Genomic DNA, 15,247 nt, shown 5'->3' with positions numbered 1-15,247 from the left:
ATCCTGGCAGCCCGTTATACCCGGCGGGCGGTGATATGCCGGGTTTGCGGCCGCTGCGCAGCCGATCGCGGCACAAGGCCGCTCCTACAGGAGAAGGGAAGCAATTGTTTGAGACCGCTGATCGGAATTCCCATGGCGGGTCAATAAAAACATATTTTGATGCTTAAATTATTCTTGTCAGTCCGATCCCATCCGAGGGTGCTGCCATGAATCTCAAGATCGCCGCCTTGCTGCTGCTCGCCCTGTGTGCCCAGCCAGCCTGGAGCCAAACCTCTGCCCCCGCTGCTTCCCCCACCACCGACTCCGCAGCGCTGACCACGCGCCTGGCCCTACGCGACCTGTGGGTCGAGCATGTGTTCTGGGTCAGGAACTACGCCATGGCCAACCAGGCGGGCAACCACAAGCAAGCCGATGTGGCCGCCAAACAGGTGGTCGACAATGCCACTACCATCGCCAACAGCATCGCCCCGCTGTACGGCCAGCCTGCTGCCGACCAGTTGCTCAAGCTGCTGGCCGGGCACTGGGGCGCCGTGAAACACTACAGCGATGCGACCGTGGCCAAGGACAAGGCCGGCAAGCAAACGGCCGTCAACGAGCTGTCGAGCAATGCCAAGGCGTTGTCGGCCTTCCTGGCCAAGGCCAACCCCTATCTGCCGGAGCAGACCCTGCTGTCGATGCTCACCGCCCATGGTGGGCATCACCTGTCGCAGATCGACCAGTTCGCCGCTGGTGACTATGCCGGCGAGGCGCAGACCTGGCAGATGATGCGCCAGCACATGCAGGCGTTGGCCGATGCCTTGGCCGGGGCGCTGCTCAAGCAGTTCCCGGACAAGTTCTGAACGAGGAGCCACACCCATGCTCGAAGGCCTGGGCCGTACCCAGCAGGACCTGCTCAACGCGTTGCTCTACCGGCCCGACGGCATGAGTATCGACGAACTGTCGCAGGCCCTGGCGGTCACCCGCACCGCGGTGCGCCAGCACCTGGCGGCGTTGGAGCGCGACGGCCTGGTCAAACGCGGCGCCACCCGGCCCACCGGGCGGCGCCCGGAGCAACTGCACCAGCTCACCGACCATGCGCGGGAGCTTTTTCCGCGGCAGTACCCGCTGTTGGCCAACCTGCTGATCGATGAAGTCGCCGGGCTGATCGGCCAGGACGCGCTGTTGGCGCTGATGCGCAACCTGGGGCGCAAGATGGCCGAGGGCATGGAACATGAGGTGGTCGACGAGGCGCGCATTGTCGAGCACATGAACAATGCCGGCTACGAAGCGCAGGTGTTCTTTCGTTCGTCCGGGGAGCCTGAGATCGTGGCCCACAACTGCGTGTTCCATCACCTGGCCAAGGCCCACCCGGTGGTGTGCGAGCTGGATCTGGCGTTGATCGGGGCGTTGGGCGGGGGGGAGGCGGTGCACCAGGAATGCATGCTGCGTGGCGGGGCGGTGTGTCGGTTTTCGCTCAAAGCCAGGTAACGGGGGCCGCTGTGCAGCCCATCGCGGGACGAGCCCGCTCCCACAAGGGCCCCGCGATGGGCTTTACAAGCGCTAGAAACCTTTGCTGACCGAGGCCACCACCGTGGCCGAGCAGACGTCCTTGAAGCCCAGGTAGCTGGCGCACTCGGCCTGGGACAGGTCGGTGTCGATGTAGCTGAGCGACCAGTCCAGCGACAGCATCGTGCGGCTCAGCTCCACCTCCCATTCGTGGTAGGCGTTGCGGCTGCTGCCGTCGTTGGCGAACCAGCTCGGGTCTTTGTAGTCGTTGCGCCCGTAGCGCACCTCCAGGCCGATGTCGTGGGGCAGCAGAGTGCCATAGCCGACATAGCTGTAGAGCATCGACTGGTCGCCGTTGAAGTCATCCGAGTAGTTGCCGCCCAGCAGCACACCCCAGGCTCGCAGTTCGGCATGGTATTCGCCGTAGTTGAAGTTGCCCTGGCGTGGGTAGACGTACTTGATGTACGAGGTGTCGAGGGTGACATCGTCGCTGATCTGCCAGAAATAGCCCGCGTAGTAGTCCAGTTCCTGGCGGGTACGGCTGCCGAAGCCGAAGTCGACGTTGGAGCTCCAGACCCCGGCGTACAGGCCGCTGGTGTGGGCCAGGGTCAGCGAGCCTTGCAGGGCCGGGTCGTTCTGGGTCTGGGAGATACCGCGAGTGCGGTAGTCGCTGAAGATCCCGACCTTGGCTTCGAGGCTGAAGGCGTCGTTGAGGTCGATGGCGTGGGCGAACGGGGTGCAGACGAGCAGGCTGCCTGCGATGAAGGTGCGTGGGCGCATTCGAGGGGTTCCGTTATTGTTTTTGTGTGGTGTATGGCAGGGCGGGCGCTATCGCGGGGCAAGCCCGCTCCCACAAGGGGAGGCTGCGCTAGCCGCTTGTTCTTTGTGCGACAGCGCGGCCCGGTGGGATGGGTGATCTCCCACAGGGGCCGCGAAGCGATCAGCGCGCGTAGATCTGCTTGCCGGCAAACCAGGTCTGCAGCACCTGGGTGTCTCGCAGCGCTTCGGGCTCGACGGTGAGCACGTCGCGGTCGAGAACGATCATGTCCGCCTGCTTGCCTGCCTTGAGCGAACCGATCTGGTGTTCCAGGCGCATGGCCCGTGCAGCATTGAGGGTGTAGGCCTGGAACATGGTTTCGCGGTCGATGGCCTCGTCGGCATTGAGCACGCCCTTGGGGCCCTTGCGGCTGACCGCCTGGTAGATCGCCTTCCACGGCGCCGGCGTGGTGATCGGCCAATCGCTGGCGCCGGCGATGGTCGCGCCGTTCTTCAGCAGCGAACGGGCCGGGAAGGTATGCATGAAGGCCATGGCATCCACGTACGGCTTGACCAGGTCGAGGTTGTTTTCGTCGGCGCTGGCCCAGTACAGCTGCATCGAAGCGATCACGTCCAGACCTTTGAAACGAGCATATTCCTTCGGGTTGACCATCTGCAGGTGGGTGATGGAGTGGGGGATGCCGCTGTGGCGCTCACGTCGGGCCTGTTCCACGCCATTGAGCGCCTCGCGCACGGCGCGGTCGCCGATGGCATGCACGTGCACCAGCCAGCCGCGGGCATCGGCGGCGCTGACCAGCTCGCCGAAGTGTTTCGGGTCCAGCAGCAGCTCGCCGTTCTGCCCGGAGTTCTTGTAAGGCTCGAGCATCGCCGCGGTCTGTGCCGGGGCCTCGGCAACGCCATCGGCGAACACCTTGATGCCCGGCAGGGTGAGGTTGTGCACACCGAGGAACTGCTGGCGCACCTTGTCCAGCTCGTCCAAGTCGGCAGGGCGCGCCTTGGCGTCGGCCATCAGCAGGGCGGCGACGTGGGCAGTCAACTCGCCGCGCTCGGAAAGGTCCTTGTAGACCGGTAGCACGCCCAGAGAATCGTTCTTCACGTCGGCGCCTGGCAGCTCATTGGCCAGCGGGTCCATCCAGCCGGTGATGCCCAGCTGCTTGTTGTAGTCCAGGGCCATGCGCCCGGCGGTCATCAGGGTGTCGTGGCTCAGCGGCGGCAGCAGGTCGGTCACCGGGTAGTAGCTGGCGTCGGCGAGAAACCCGTTCGGGGTACCGTCCTGGTGCTGGCCGATGGTGTTGCGCGCCTCGGCGGGCAGCGCGGCGATGGTCTTGGCGTCGATCCCGGCGCGTTCGAGCATGGCCTGGTTGGCCCAGCCGGTGTGCATGTCGTTGGCCGCGAAGAGGATCGGCTGCTTGGCCCACTCGCCGTGGTTGAAGCGTTGTTCCAGGGCTGGGATGTCGTCCCAGTAGGTACCCGGCACGCCACCGACGGAAAGGAATTCGCCACGCACGGCCTTACCGTCCTGGCGCCACTGACGTAGGCGCTGCTCCAGCTCGTCGAGGGGGAGCTGCTCGCCGGCCAGGTTGGCCAGCTCCAGCTGCAGGCCGCCTTTGATCGCATGGGAGTGGGAGTCGAGCATGCCCGGCATCAGCACCTTGCCGCCCAGGTCGATCACCTGCGTCCCACTGGCCTTCAGGCGCAGCACAGCCTGGTCGGAACCCACCGCGACGATCTTCTCGCCCTCGACCGCCACAGCCTGCTGCAACGGCTGGCCTGGCTCGGCGGTGTAGACCTTGGCGTTGTGCAGGATCAGGTCGACCGCCGCGAAGCCCGGCAGGGCGGTGCAGGCCAGGCCCGCGCTGATCGCCATCTTCAGGAGCTGCTTCATTCGATGCCTCGTTCTTGTTGTGATGGGGCCGCAGCCTAGCCAAGGCACACGCGCGATTAAATGCGAAGGCAGGCACAACTTTTTTCGCGTTGGGGAAATAATCCGTTGCCTATGATTGCCATGGTGCAAAGCCTGGGCATGCCGGTGCCTATTCAAATTGCGCGGTATTTGCCGGCTTGATGAAAAGGCGCGGATACTCGCCGCGCCTTCGCATTGCCTCGCTTGTGCCGAACAGGAAGAAACCATGGACAAAATGACGGCCCTGACCATCTTCGTCGCCGCCGCCGAGCACGGCAGTTTCAGCCGTGCCGCCGAGCAGTTGGGCAAGACCCCCTCGGCCATCACCAAGGCCGTCGCCCACTTGGAAACCGAATTGGGTGTGCGCTTGTTCGAGCGCACCACCCGGCGCATGGCGCTCACCGAAGCAGGCACCCTGTACCTGGAAGGCGCGCGCCAGGCATTGATGCACCTGCAACGGGTGACCGAAGAAGTGGAACAGTTGCAGCACGAGCTGCGGGGTACCCTGCGCATCACCGCGCCGCCGTCGTTCGGCCCGGCGTTTCTCAACCAAGTGTGCTGCCGATTCATGCGCGAACACCCGCAGGTGCGCCTGGAGGTGAACCTCAACGACGCCAATGAAGACCTGATCGACGGCGGCTACGACCTGTCGCTGCGCGACGGCCCCACCGACCAGCCTGAACTGATCGCCCAGCCGCTGATCGAGAACCGCGTGATCCTCTGTGCCAGCCCCGACTACCTGGCCCGGCGCGGCGACTCGATCACCCTGGAGAACTACGCCCAGCACGACTGGTTGCTGCTGCGCCATCCGCTGCTCAACCGCAGCTACTGGTGGATCGAGCAGGACGGCCAGACCCTGCGCGTGCGTCAGCCCACGCCCAAGCTGATCAGCGACAACTTCGATTTCCTCCTGGCCTGCCTGCTCGACGGCCAGGGCCTGCAGTTCGTGCCCACCTGGTGCGCCGCGCCTTACCTGGCCAAGGGGCAACTGGTGGAAGTGCTGCCTGGCTACTGGCGGGCCTTGAGCGCGTTCGGGCCTTGGGTGCATGTGCTGTACCTGCCGCACCGGCGCAACACGCGCAAGGTGCAGGCCTTCATCGCCTTGCTGCACGAGCACCTGCGGGGGCAGGGCCTGGAGGCGGTCGCTCGGCGCTGAGTTTTTCCACCTGGGCACAAAAGTTGTGCGGGGTATGACGATGATCCGCCGGGGATGGCTCGCTAGGCTAAGGGTGGTCGCCTGAGCAGGCATTCCACTCTTTCCCAAACAGCAACGATGCCTTGAGCTCGCTGTACCAGGAGTTCCCCCGCAGTGAAGATCCACACTCTCGTCACCGACATCCGCAACCCCGCCGAGCGCGGTCGCCAGATCGGCGAACGTTTCGCCGAGCAGATCCGCCAGACCACCCAGCTGTACCTGGATTTCTTCCCCCGGGTCGGCGTGTCGCTGCGCGAGGCGCAGCGTATCGGCGAGAACAGCCTGGCCGCCCTGGAAGCCTGGAGCCCGAACCTGGCGGCGGAAGTGATCGGCATGGCCAGTGGTACGGGCTTGCCGCTGTGGCAACTGGCGAGCCTGAACGCACGCACCGAGGTGCTGGCCGCTCGCACCCGCCACAGCGAATGCTCCACCACCGTGCATGCACCTCGCGGCCCGCGTGCGCCGCAGACCCTGCAGACTTGGGACTGGCACGACAGCCTCTGCCCCCATGGCCTGATGCTGGGCCTGCATACCGAGCGCGGTATGCAGGTCAAGTTGTTCTGCGAATTCGGCATGCTGGCCAAGCTGGGCGTGAACAGCGCAGGCCTGGGCCTGCACTTCAATATCCTGCACCACACCAGCGACAACGACAGCGGCGGGGTGCCGGTGCATGCCATCGCCCGTCGCCTGCTGGAAGATGCGAGCAGTGTCGAGGAAGCCGTGGAGCTGGCGCGTTCGGCGCGGGTCAGCGCCTCGACCGTGCTGACCGTGTTCTCCCGCGAGGACTGCAGCCCGCGCGCGGTGAGCATCGAGCTGAGCCCCGAACGCACCGCGCTGGTGCTGCCTCGCGAGGACGGCTGGCTGCTGCACACCAACCATTTCCTCGACCCACAGCTGAGCGTGGGCGAGCACGTGGCCGACCGGGCCGACACCCAATGTCGCCTGGGCCATCTGGAACAGGTGATCGGCCAGATGGGCAGCAGCGACCTGCGCGCCCGCGCCGAGGCCATGTGCGGCGCCGATGGCGACAGCGCACCGATCTGCTTCCACCCGGACATGGCCATGCCTGACACCGAACGTTGGGAAACGCTGCTCAGCGTCGGTATCGACACCGAGCACTGCTTCCTGGACTACGTGGCGGGCACGCCGCTGCAACTGGCCAAGGCCGGCTTCGAACGTTTCTGAGCCAACCCGGTGCCGCTGCCTGCCATGGGGCGGCACCCGCAAAACGAGAACAACAACAATGCATGCGGAACATTCCCACCCTGCGTCAACCCGGTCTGCGCTGCGGACCTTCTGCGTCTCCGGCTTGGGCACTGCGCTGGAGTTCTATGACTTCATCATCTATGGCACGGCGGCGGCGCTGGTGTTTCCCCAGGTGTTCTTCCCGCAGATGGACCACCTGACCGCGACCCTGGTGGCCTTCAGTGCCTTCGGTGCCGGCTTTTTTGCCCGTCCTTTGGGCGGGCTGGTCTTTGGCCATTTCGGTGACCGCATCGGCCGGCAGAAGGTGCTGGTGGCGACCTTGCTGCTGATGGGCCTGAGTACCTTCCTCATCGGCTGCCTGCCCAGCCACGCCAGCATCGGTGCGACAGCGCCGGTCCTGCTGGTGCTGCTGCGCCTGATCCAGGGCTTCGCCGCCGGCGGCGAGTGGGGCGGGGCCGCGCTGTTCGGCATCGAGTCGGCACCGCCGGGCAGGCGAGGGTTGTGGGGCAGCTTCACGAGCATGGGCATCGGCGTCGGCGGCATCCTTGGCGCCGCGGTGTTCGCCATCGTCAGCGCAACGTTCGACGACAACTTGGTGGACTTCGCCTGGCGCATTCCGTTCTGGCTCGGCGGCACCTTGGTGCTGATCGGCCTGTATGCCCGCCTCAAGGCCCCGGCGCCATTGGTGACACCTGCAGCCAAGCCGGTCCGTGCCCCCCTGGCCGAGGCGCTGCGCCAGCGGCCGCGGCAACTGTTGCTGTGCACCGGCATCGCCTTCGGCTACTGCACGATCGCCTACATCGGCAGCACATTCTTCCTGACCTACGCCACCCAGGTGGGCTACGGCAGCACCCAGGCGCTGATGTTCGACCTGACCCTGTCGATCGCCATCGTGCTGTCGGCACCTTTGTTCGGCCACCTGTCCGATCGCCTGGGCCGGCGCACGGTGATGGTGTTCGGTGCATGGGTCATGGCCCTGGGGCTGTTCGCCTTCTTCGCCCTGGTGGGCATGCAGAGCTTCCCTATCGCCCTGTTCGCCTACAGCCTGACCGGCCTGCTGATGGGGGCGACCCAGGGGCCGATTCCGGCGTTCCTCGGCGAGCAGTTCCCGCGCAGCATGCGTTACTCGGGGATTTCGGCCAGCTACCAGATCGGTGCGGCGCTGGGCGGCGGCACGGCCTCGAGTATCGCCACGGCGATCCTGATCCTCACCGATCATGACCCGCTGGGCGTGGCGCTGTACGGGGCCGGCGCCTTGGCGTTGGTGGCGGTGTGTTCGCTGATGTTGCGCGAAACGTCGCGCTTGAGCATGGCGCAGATTGATCAAGAGCCGGCAGGCGTGGCCGGGGAGGCTGTGCTCGCCCGACACTGATGTATCGCCTGGGCTGACGCTATCGCGGGGCAAGCCCCCAACAAAACCGGTGCAGTGGTTGAGTTTGGCGCTGGCCCTGTGGGAGCCTGCGAAAGGGCCGCATGGCGGCCCCGGGCTTTTTAGCCGATGATCAGCTCACGCAGCCCATTGGCATGCTCGACGCGCTCGCCCGGCAGGGCGATACGCTGGTTGGCGCGGTAGTCGTGGAAGGCGCGAGCCTTGCCGATCAGCGACAGGTCCAGGGTCACGGTATGGCGAGACTCGCCACGGCCTGCCTCGAACAACGTCCTGCCAAAGGGGTCGACCCCCAGGCTGTTGCCGATGAACACGCAACCGTCCGGCCCCTTGCCCACGCGGTTGGATACCACCGCGAAGATCTGGTTCTCCATCGCCCGGGCCATCACCGATACGCGGTGCACGTTGTCTTCGGGCTCGGCCAGGCCGTCGGTGATCAGTACCACCTGTGCATCGAGTGCCGCCAGCGCCCGCGCGGTCTCGGGGAATTCGCTGTCGTAGCAGATCAGCAGGCCGATGCGCACACCCCGCCATTGCACGGTCGCGAAGCGATCGCCCGGCACCACGATGCCATGCTCCGGCACCCACAGGTGGGTCTTGCGGTAGGTGAGCAGGATACCCTCGGGGGCGATGAACAGCGTGGTGTTGTAGAAGGTGCCGTTGGCATTTTCATAAAGCCCCAGTACCACCGCCACGTTGTGCCGACGCGCCGCTTCGAGCACGGTCTGCACGGCCTCGCCATTGATGTCTTCGGACAGCATGCCCACGTCTTCCTGGGTGAGGAAACCGGTCAGGTGCGACTCAGGGAACAGCACGATGTCGGTATCCGGCGCACACTGGGCAATCGCCTCCAGGATGCACTTGAGGTTGTAGGGCGTGTCGCCGTCGCGTGTCGTCGTTTGTACCACTTCGATCTTCATGGGCCATCCATCTTGTTGTGTCCGACCGGTATGGGTCGGGTGACTTTTGCAAAGGGTGATGCAAGTATGAAAACAACGACTGTTAAAACAATCACGCCGAGTGATTAACCCGGGGGTAGGCATGGGCCTGAGTCTGCAGGATCTTTCGTGGCATCAGGGCATAGGCCAATGCATCGAGCACCTTGACCGGCCCAGTTTCTGGCGCACGTTGACCACGTTGCTGGGCGACTTCGTCGAGGTGGACTCCTGGGTCGCCTTGCTGTTCAGCCACGACAAACCGCAGATCTTCGACCAAAGCCCCTACGGCAGCGACGGCGTCGACCCGTTGGTGAGCGAGTACGCCAAGGGCCTTTACCTGCTGGACCCGTTCTACATCAACAGCCGGGAGCATCCCGTGACCGCGCTAGTGCGCCTGGCCGATATCGCCCCGGAGCACTTCCAGCAGACCGACTACTATCGCCTGTACTTCACCCATAACGTGGTCGCCGACGAGGTGCAGTTCAACGTGGCCTTGGGCGAGGGACGCACACTGTGCCTGTCGCTGGGCGGTTGCCGGCGCTTCACGGCCGAACAGCTTGCCCTGCTGGAGCTGGTGCGACCCTGGCTGATCGGCCTGATGCGTCAGCGCCTGCACTTCGAGGGCCTGCCGGAGCGGGCGCCGGCGAAACCGGTACTGGACTACGCCCATGGCCGCGACGAGGCGCGCCGGCAGCTGGAGTCGGTGCTCACCGCGCGGGAGCTGGACGTGGTACGGCTGATTTTGTCCGGGCACTCCAACAAGGAGGCGGCGGCCAAGCTCAAGCTCTCGGCCGAGACGGTGAAGGTTCATCGGCGCAACGTGTACCGCAAGCTAGACGTGAATTCCCAGAGTGAGCTGTTCTCGCTGTTGTTCCTGGCCGGTGAAGACCTAGGCAGTCTGCACGCGACCCGGCGATACCCCCAGGGTTAATCATTCGACGTTATAGGAATCGGCGCACGGATCCGCATACTGGAGCGGCTGGCGTTCTTGCGCGCAGCCCATGCTTGCGGTGCCCACGCACCACAAGCCCTTCCTCAGCCTCCGACAAGAATACAAGAGAGGATGACCGATGGCCCATTCGATTTTTGGCCAGGCCCATGGCCGCATGCCTGTTGGCGGGGAGGCCGGCGATGCCTGACCCGACCTCCACGCCCGTTAAACTGTCGCTCACCTCACTGGTGGTCTTTGGTCTGGCCTACATGTGCCCGAGCCTGGTGATGGTGATCTTCGGAGTGATTTCCGAAAGCAGCCAGGGCATCGCGCCTACGGCCTTTTTGCTGGCCACCGGCGCGATGCTGCTTTCGGCGCTCAGCTACGCCAAGCTCTCGCGGTTGTTTCCGGTCTCAGGCTCGGCCTATTACTACGCCAAGCGCCTGCTGGGCCCTGGCTGCGGGTTCTTCGTCGGCTGGGCGGTGTTGCTGGCGTACCTGTTCACGCCGATGGTGGCCTGGCTGTTGCAGTCGGTGTTCCTCAACGCCCAGTTCCCGATGATCCCCACGTGGGGCTGGCTGCTGATCAACATCGGGCTCACCACCGCCGTGAACGTCAGTGGCATGGCCCTGACCGACCGCTTGAACAAACTGCTCACCGCCTTGAGCGTGACGCTGGTGCTGTTGTTCGTGGGCTATTGCCTGAAGTACCTGGCGGGCCAGCCGCAGGTTGGTTTCACCCAGGCGGTGTGGAACGTCGACAGCAGCTTCGCCGGGCTGACCGTCGCCGCCGCAATCGCGGCCTACTCCTTGCTGGGGTTCGACGCGGTGACCACGCTTGCCGAGGAAGCCGAGCGGCCGCAGCGCGACATCCCGCGTGCGGTGATCCTGGTGATCAGCCTGGGCGGCCTGTTGTTCACGGCGGTGGCCTACATCATGCAATTGAGCCACCCCAGTGGGCTGTTCGCTGATCCGGAAACCGCTACGTACTCGATGTCGATTACCGTGGGGGGGCAGTTCTTCGCCGACTTCATCAACCTCGGTGGCATCATCGGTGGCTTTGCCTCATGCCTGGCGGTGCAGGTCAGCGCCAGCCGCTTGCTGTACTTCATGGGCCGCGAGGACGTGCTGCCTCGGCGCTACTTCGCCCGCTTGCAGGGCAAGGGCCAGGCGCCGGTGTTCAACCTGCTGCTGATTGCCGGCCTGGGGGTGATCGGCATTGCCGCGGATGTCAGTTCGGGCGCATCGCTGATCAACTTTGGCGCCTTCCTGGCTTTTGCCGCGGTCAACGCCTGCGTGATCGGCTACTACCTGCGCGAACGGCGCAAGCAGCGCTTGAGTGCGCGAGGGTTCGTGGTGCTTCCGCTGTTGGCCATTGGGGTGAACCTCTACCTGCTGTCGCTGTTGAGCACTGCGGTGATCTTGGTAGGAGTGGCCTGGCTGGGGTGCGGTGGGCTATACCTGATGTACCTGACGGCGGGGTTTCGCAAGCCTGTGCCTGGGTTGATCGAAGTCGAGCCCTGATATCAAAAGGAACAGGAGCCGCTCCCTCCGGTTTTTGGTGTTCTCAGTGATACCGCTGTACCTGTGGGAGCAAAAGCAGACAACGCGGAGCACCGGTCGCTCCTTAAGGTTGTTCGGCAAACAACGCCTTGGCTTCGGCGAAACATTGCTCGGCAATCGCCGAACGTGGCTCGCTGCGGCGCAACAGTAGCCCCACCGGGCTGTGGATGCTGGCATCGACGATCGGCAGGATACGCATGTGGTCGGACAGGTCCTCCAGCCCACAATCCAATGGCATGACGGCGCAGCACATGCCGGTATTGATGGCCTGGATCAGTTGGAAGGTGGAGTCGCTTTCCAGCACCGCAGCCGGTTCCAGGCCACGGCTGCGCAGGCTCAGGTCCAGCGACTGGCGGTAGTGCATGCCCTTGCTCAGCAAGCCTAGGGGCAGGTTGGCCAAGGCTTCCCAGCGCAGCTCGGGCGTGTCGAACTCGAAGTAGCGGGTGTCGTGCAGCAGGCCCATGGTGGTGGTACCCAGTTCGATCACTTCGAAGAAGCTGGCATTGACCTGGTCCAAGTAGCAGATACCAAGGTCCAGCTGGTTGCGGCTCAGCCCATCGATGATCTGCTCGGAGCTCAGTGAACTGAGTTGAAAATGCAGCTCCGGAAACTTCTCGCGCAATGGCAGCAACAATTGCATGGGGTTGAAGCTCGCCAGCGGCACGGTGCCCAGGCGCAGGCTGCCGACCACCTGGCCACGGCAACTGGCCGCCTCGGCCTGCAGCCCATCGTGGGCGGCGAGCAAGGTGCGCGCCCAGGCCAGGATGCGTTCACCGGCTTCGGTAAACCCTTCGAAACGTTGGCCACGCTTGACCAGCACCAGGTCCAGTTCATCCTCCAGGTTGCGCAGGCGCATGGACAAGGTCGGCTGGGTGATATGGCACAGCGCCGCGGCTTGGCCGAAGTGACGGGTCTGGTCGAGGGCGATGAGGAACTTGAGCTGCTTGATGTCCATGGTACGGCCTGGTGGAAGCGAGATGGGCTGACCTTAACCAAGTCTGCCGTAGCTGGCCATTCGTTTTGTGTCGCTGTGCTGATAGAGGCGGTTGATGGCGTGGTACGCCATATCGATTGGACGCCGCCCGGCCTTGGCCCTAGCGTGGCATGACAATGCCCTTTCGAGAGGAACCCCAAGGTGAGTGTGAAACCGGACGCGGTGTTCGTACCGCTCAATATCGCCGTGCTGACCGTCAGCGATACCCGCACCGTCGACAACGACACCTCGGGCGAGCTGCTGGCGACGCGCTCGGTGGAAGTCGGTCACCGTCTGGTGGCACGGGCGCTGCTCAAGGATGACCTTTACAAGATCCGCGCCCAGGTCGCCCAGTGGATCGCCGATGAACAGGTGCAGGTGGTGTTGATCACCGGTGGCACTGGGTTCACCGGGCGAGACAGCACACCCGAGGCGGTGGAGTGCCTGTTGGACAAGCGCATCGATGGCTTTGGCGAGCTGTTCCGGGCGCTGTCGATCCTCGATATCGGCACCTCGACGGTGCAGAGCCGGGCCTTGGCCGGGTTGGCCAACGGCACCTTGGTCTGCTGCCTGCCGGGCTCGACCGGCGCCTGCCGCACGGCTTGGGAGGGGATTCTGGTGGAACAGCTCGATGCGCGGCATCGGCCATGCAATTTCGTGCCGCACCTGAAGGCGGTGGGGCTGTGTGAAAGCCGGGGGTAGATTACGCCCCTTTCGCGGCACAAGGCCGCTCACACAGTCCTGTAGGAGCGGCCTTGTGCCGCGAAAGGGCTGCATGGCAGCCCCGGCACACTCAACTCAACACATGATCCACCGGCCCCAGCGCCGGCGGCAGCGGCTCGTGCCCCAGCGCCGACAGCACGTCGCGCTCGAGGGTGCGCACCATGGCGTCGGTGGGCAGGTCGTTCTCATCGCGGCCGAACGGGTCTTCCAGCTCGTTGCCGATGGCGTCCAGGCCGAAGAAGGTGTAGCTGATGATGGTGGTGAAGATCGGCGCCAGCCAGCCCAGGGGCTCGGCCAGGGCGAACGGCAGCAGCACGCAGAAAATGTAGCTGGTGCGGTGCAGCAGCAAGGTATACGGGAACGGTAACGGTGTGCCCTTGATCCGTTCGCAGGTGGCCTGGACTTCCGTCAGCCCCACCAGGCGTTGTTCGAGCAGGGTGTAGCGCCATTCGCTGATCAACTGGCGCTCGGCCAGGCGCGAGCAGTGCTCGCCAACCTGGCGCAGGATGCCGTCGCAGGTGTTGTGTGGGCTGATGAGCGTGCCCTCGGCCAGCCAAGGCCGAGCGGCGGCCAGTTCGTCTTCGTTGCGCAGACGGGCGTTGAGCGCATGGGCGAAGCCGCACAGGCCACGCAGCAGTTCGGCGCGCAGGCGCTGGTCGGCGATCGCCTGGCTTTCGCGGATGAACGAGCGTGTCTCGATGATCATCCGCCCCCACGCCTTGCGGCCCTCCCACCAGCGGTCATAGCAGACAGTGTTGCGAAAGCTCATGAAGATCGACAGCGACAGGCCCAGCAGGGTGAAGGGCGTGGCGCTGACCGGGTAGAAGAATGCCGGGTAGTGGTGCTCGATCAGCACGATCAGGGCGGCCAACAGGGTGACCATCAGGCAGCGCAGGGCGATGCGCTTGACGATCGAGCCCTTGAGGGTGAAGAGCACGCGCAGCACGTCGGGGCGGGGATGGACGATCATGGTGGTCCAGAGGCGGCAGTCAGCCGCCGGTCATGTTCATGAAGCGCAGGATCTGCACCTCGCCACCGACCTCGAAGTGATGGCGGTAGGGCTTCAGATGCATGGCGTCGCGGATGGCCTTTTCCAGGCGTTCAGCATCGCCGGGGTGGGCGCGCATGACCTGTTTCAGGTCCATCGAATGCTCGTTGCCAAGGCACAGCAGCAGGCGGCCTTCGACGGTCAGGCGCACGCGGTTGCAGGTGGCGCAGAAGTTGTGGCTGTGCGGCGAGATGAAGCCGACTCGGGTCTGCGGTGCCTCGGCGACCCGCCAGTAGCGCGCCGGCCCCTGGGACGATTCGGCCGACTCCACCAGGGTGAAGTGCTCGGCGATGCGCGCGCGCACTTCGTCGCTGGAACAGTACGACTCGCCGCGCTCGTGCTCGTCGATCACGCCCAGCGGCATTTCCTCAATGAACGAGATATCCAGTTCGCGCTCGACGGCGAAGCGCACCAGGTCGACGATTTCGTGATCGTTGCGGCCCTTGAGCACCACGCAATTGAGCTTGGTGCGCCGAAAACCCGCGCGGCGTGCGGCGTCGATGCCGGCGATGACCTGGTGCAGGTCGCCGGTGCGGGTCAGGCTGCGGAAGCGTTCGGCATCGAGGCTGTCGAGGCTGATGTTCAGGCGCGACACGCCGGCGTCGAACAGCGGCTGGGCCAGGCGACCCAGTTGCGAGCCATTGCTGGTCAGACACAGCTCGCGCAGGCCGGGCAGGGCGGCGATACGCCCGCACAGCTCGACGATGCCCTGGCGTACCAGCGGCTCGCCGCCGGTCAGGCGAATCTTGCGGGTACCCAGGGCGACGAAGCGCTCGGCCACCTGGTACAGCTCCTCGAGGCTGAGGATCTGCTGGCGCGGGAGGAACTGCATGTCCTCGGCCATGCAATAGACGCAACGGAAGTCGCAGCGGTCGGTGACCGACATCCGCAGGTAGTCGATGCGTCGATTGAAGCCGTCGATCAGTGCCTGGGTGTTCTCTTCCACGTTCATGCTCTGGGTGTTGGGTGAGGCGGCGCGTCGCCGCAGGCAACCTCCAAGCTATAACCTGCAGGCACCCTCGTCAAATTGCTTTCCCTGACTGTTCGATCAGCCGTGTCTATCACGGCTGCAGGCCACGGCCTACAAGGGCTGAGGGCCGTGATCGAGAGGGCTTATCA

At 64.8% G+C, this 15,247-nt stretch carries 14 protein-coding genes; 8 read left to right on the top strand and 6 right to left on the bottom strand.

The features are described from left to right. Nucleotides 1-206 precede the first annotated feature (206 nt). Together IRZ56_RS19105 and IRZ56_RS19100 are read left to right on the top strand one after the other, a co-directional pair. Nucleotides 207-839 (top strand): hypothetical protein, encoded by a 633-nt coding sequence (locus IRZ56_RS19105; RefSeq protein WP_196146369.1) that lies wholly within the window; start codon nucleotides 207-209, stop codon nucleotides 837-839. Nucleotides 840-855: 16 nt separating this feature from the next. Further along, the gene (locus IRZ56_RS19100; protein WP_196146368.1) at nucleotides 856-1,467 is read left to right on the top strand and encodes a helix-turn-helix transcriptional regulator; all 612 of its coding nucleotides are present in this window, start codon (nucleotides 856-858) and stop codon (nucleotides 1,465-1,467) included. Nucleotides 1,468-1,539: 72 nt separating this feature from the next. Here IRZ56_RS19100 and IRZ56_RS19095 read toward each other — a convergent pair whose 3' ends face one another. Together IRZ56_RS19095 and IRZ56_RS19090 are read right to left on the bottom strand one after the other, a co-directional pair. Then, the gene (locus IRZ56_RS19095) at nucleotides 1,540-2,265 is read right to left on the bottom strand and encodes a TorF family putative porin (RefSeq protein ID WP_196146367.1); all 726 of its coding nucleotides are present in this window, start codon (nucleotides 2,263-2,265) and stop codon (nucleotides 1,540-1,542) included. A 160-nt stretch (nucleotides 2,266-2,425) separates the two neighbouring features. Continuing rightward, nucleotides 2,426-4,147, bottom strand: coding sequence for an amidohydrolase (locus tag IRZ56_RS19090; protein WP_196146366.1), 1,722 nt, complete (start codon nucleotides 4,145-4,147; stop codon nucleotides 2,426-2,428). 244 nt (nucleotides 4,148-4,391) lie between these two features. On the opposite strand from IRZ56_RS19090, the gene IRZ56_RS19085 reads away from it, so the two are divergent. The 3 genes from IRZ56_RS19085 to IRZ56_RS19075 all read left to right on the top strand — a co-directional run bounded on the left by IRZ56_RS19085 (nucleotide 4,392) and on the right by IRZ56_RS19075 (nucleotide 7,938). Then, nucleotides 4,392-5,321 (top strand): LysR family transcriptional regulator, encoded by a 930-nt coding sequence (locus IRZ56_RS19085; RefSeq protein WP_196146365.1) that lies wholly within the window; start codon nucleotides 4,392-4,394, stop codon nucleotides 5,319-5,321. A gap of 153 nt (nucleotides 5,322-5,474) precedes the next feature. Further along, the gene (locus IRZ56_RS19080) at nucleotides 5,475-6,545 is read left to right on the top strand and encodes a C45 family autoproteolytic acyltransferase/hydolase (RefSeq protein ID WP_196146364.1); all 1,071 of its coding nucleotides are present in this window, start codon (nucleotides 5,475-5,477) and stop codon (nucleotides 6,543-6,545) included. Nucleotides 6,546-6,603: 58 nt separating this feature from the next. Then, entirely contained in the window at nucleotides 6,604-7,938 is a 1,335-nt protein-coding gene (locus IRZ56_RS19075; RefSeq protein ID WP_196146363.1) for an MFS transporter, read from the top strand. A gap of 119 nt (nucleotides 7,939-8,057) precedes the next feature. On the opposite strand, the gene IRZ56_RS19070 is transcribed toward IRZ56_RS19075, so the two are convergent. Continuing rightward, entirely contained in the window at nucleotides 8,058-8,873 is an 816-nt protein-coding gene (locus IRZ56_RS19070; RefSeq protein ID WP_196146362.1) for a carbon-nitrogen hydrolase family protein, read from the bottom strand. Between the two features lie 121 nt (nucleotides 8,874-8,994). Here IRZ56_RS19070 and IRZ56_RS19065 point away from each other — a divergent pair, with 121 nt between their 5' ends. After that, the gene (locus tag IRZ56_RS19065; RefSeq protein ID WP_196146361.1) at nucleotides 8,995-9,822 is read left to right on the top strand and encodes a helix-turn-helix domain-containing protein; all 828 of its coding nucleotides are present in this window, start codon (nucleotides 8,995-8,997) and stop codon (nucleotides 9,820-9,822) included. Nucleotides 9,823-10,022: 200 nt separating this feature from the next. Further along, nucleotides 10,023-11,345 carry an APC family permease gene (locus IRZ56_RS19060; RefSeq protein WP_196146360.1) on the top strand — a complete coding sequence of 441 codons (1,323 nt, stop codon included), beginning with the start codon at nucleotides 10,023-10,025 and terminating at the stop codon, nucleotides 11,343-11,345. A gap of 103 nt (nucleotides 11,346-11,448) precedes the next feature. Here the strand turns inward: IRZ56_RS19060 and IRZ56_RS19055 are convergent, their stop codons facing one another. Further along, nucleotides 11,449-12,339, bottom strand: a complete 891-nt coding sequence (locus tag IRZ56_RS19055) for a LysR family transcriptional regulator (RefSeq protein ID WP_196146359.1) — start codon at nucleotides 12,337-12,339, stop codon at nucleotides 11,449-11,451. 180 nt (nucleotides 12,340-12,519) lie between these two features. Here IRZ56_RS19055 and moaB point away from each other — a divergent pair, with 180 nt between their 5' ends. Further along, nucleotides 12,520-13,059, top strand: a complete 540-nt coding sequence (moaB, locus tag IRZ56_RS19050; protein ID WP_196146358.1) for a molybdenum cofactor biosynthesis protein B — start codon at nucleotides 12,520-12,522, stop codon at nucleotides 13,057-13,059. A gap of 91 nt (nucleotides 13,060-13,150) precedes the next feature. Here moaB and IRZ56_RS19045 read toward each other — a convergent pair whose 3' ends face one another. Both IRZ56_RS19045 and moaA read right to left on the bottom strand, forming a co-directional pair. Next, nucleotides 13,151-14,050 carry a bestrophin family protein gene (locus IRZ56_RS19045; RefSeq protein WP_196146357.1) on the bottom strand — a complete coding sequence of 300 codons (900 nt, stop codon included), beginning with the start codon at nucleotides 14,048-14,050 and terminating at the stop codon, nucleotides 13,151-13,153. Nucleotides 14,051-14,069: 19 nt separating this feature from the next. Then, nucleotides 14,070-15,074 carry a GTP 3',8-cyclase MoaA gene (moaA, locus tag IRZ56_RS19040; RefSeq protein ID WP_196146371.1) on the bottom strand — a complete coding sequence of 335 codons (1,005 nt, stop codon included), beginning with the start codon at nucleotides 15,072-15,074 and terminating at the stop codon, nucleotides 14,070-14,072. Between the last annotated feature and the right edge of the window lie 173 nt (nucleotides 15,075-15,247).

Origin of the sequence: Pseudomonas guariconensis (genome assembly GCF_015680235.1) — a bacterium.
Taxonomy (GTDB): domain Bacteria; phylum Pseudomonadota; class Gammaproteobacteria; order Pseudomonadales; family Pseudomonadaceae; genus Aquipseudomonas; species Aquipseudomonas guariconensis_A.
Note: the sequence above shows the minus strand (reverse complement) of the source record. Positions and strands in the feature narration are given on the sequence as shown.

What these genes read in the sequence shown, in the direction of transcription:
- IRZ56_RS19105 (WP_196146369.1), top strand. Translation starts at nt 207, where the DNA reads ATGAATCTCAAGATCGCCGCCTTGCTGCTGCTCGCCCTGTGTGCCCAG.
- IRZ56_RS19100 (WP_196146368.1), top strand. Translation starts at nt 856, where the DNA reads ATGCTCGAAGGCCTGGGCCGTACCCAGCAGGACCTGCTCAACGCGTTG.
- IRZ56_RS19095 (WP_196146367.1), bottom strand. Translation starts at nt 2,265, where the DNA reads ATGCGCCCACGCACCTTCATCGCAGGCAGCCTGCTCGTCTGCACCCCG.
- IRZ56_RS19090 (WP_196146366.1), bottom strand. Translation starts at nt 4,147, where the DNA reads ATGAAGCAGCTCCTGAAGATGGCGATCAGCGCGGGCCTGGCCTGCACC.
- IRZ56_RS19085 (WP_196146365.1), top strand. Translation starts at nt 4,392, where the DNA reads ATGGACAAAATGACGGCCCTGACCATCTTCGTCGCCGCCGCCGAGCAC.
- IRZ56_RS19075 (WP_196146363.1), top strand. Translation starts at nt 6,604, where the DNA reads ATGCATGCGGAACATTCCCACCCTGCGTCAACCCGGTCTGCGCTGCGG.
- IRZ56_RS19070 (WP_196146362.1), bottom strand. Translation starts at nt 8,873, where the DNA reads ATGAAGATCGAAGTGGTACAAACGACGACACGCGACGGCGACACGCCC.
- IRZ56_RS19065 (WP_196146361.1), top strand. Translation starts at nt 8,995, where the DNA reads ATGGGCCTGAGTCTGCAGGATCTTTCGTGGCATCAGGGCATAGGCCAA.
- IRZ56_RS19060 (WP_196146360.1), top strand. Translation starts at nt 10,023, where the DNA reads ATGCCTGACCCGACCTCCACGCCCGTTAAACTGTCGCTCACCTCACTG.
- IRZ56_RS19055 (WP_196146359.1), bottom strand. Translation starts at nt 12,339, where the DNA reads ATGGACATCAAGCAGCTCAAGTTCCTCATCGCCCTCGACCAGACCCGT.
- IRZ56_RS19045 (WP_196146357.1), bottom strand. Translation starts at nt 14,050, where the DNA reads ATGATCGTCCATCCCCGCCCCGACGTGCTGCGCGTGCTCTTCACCCTC.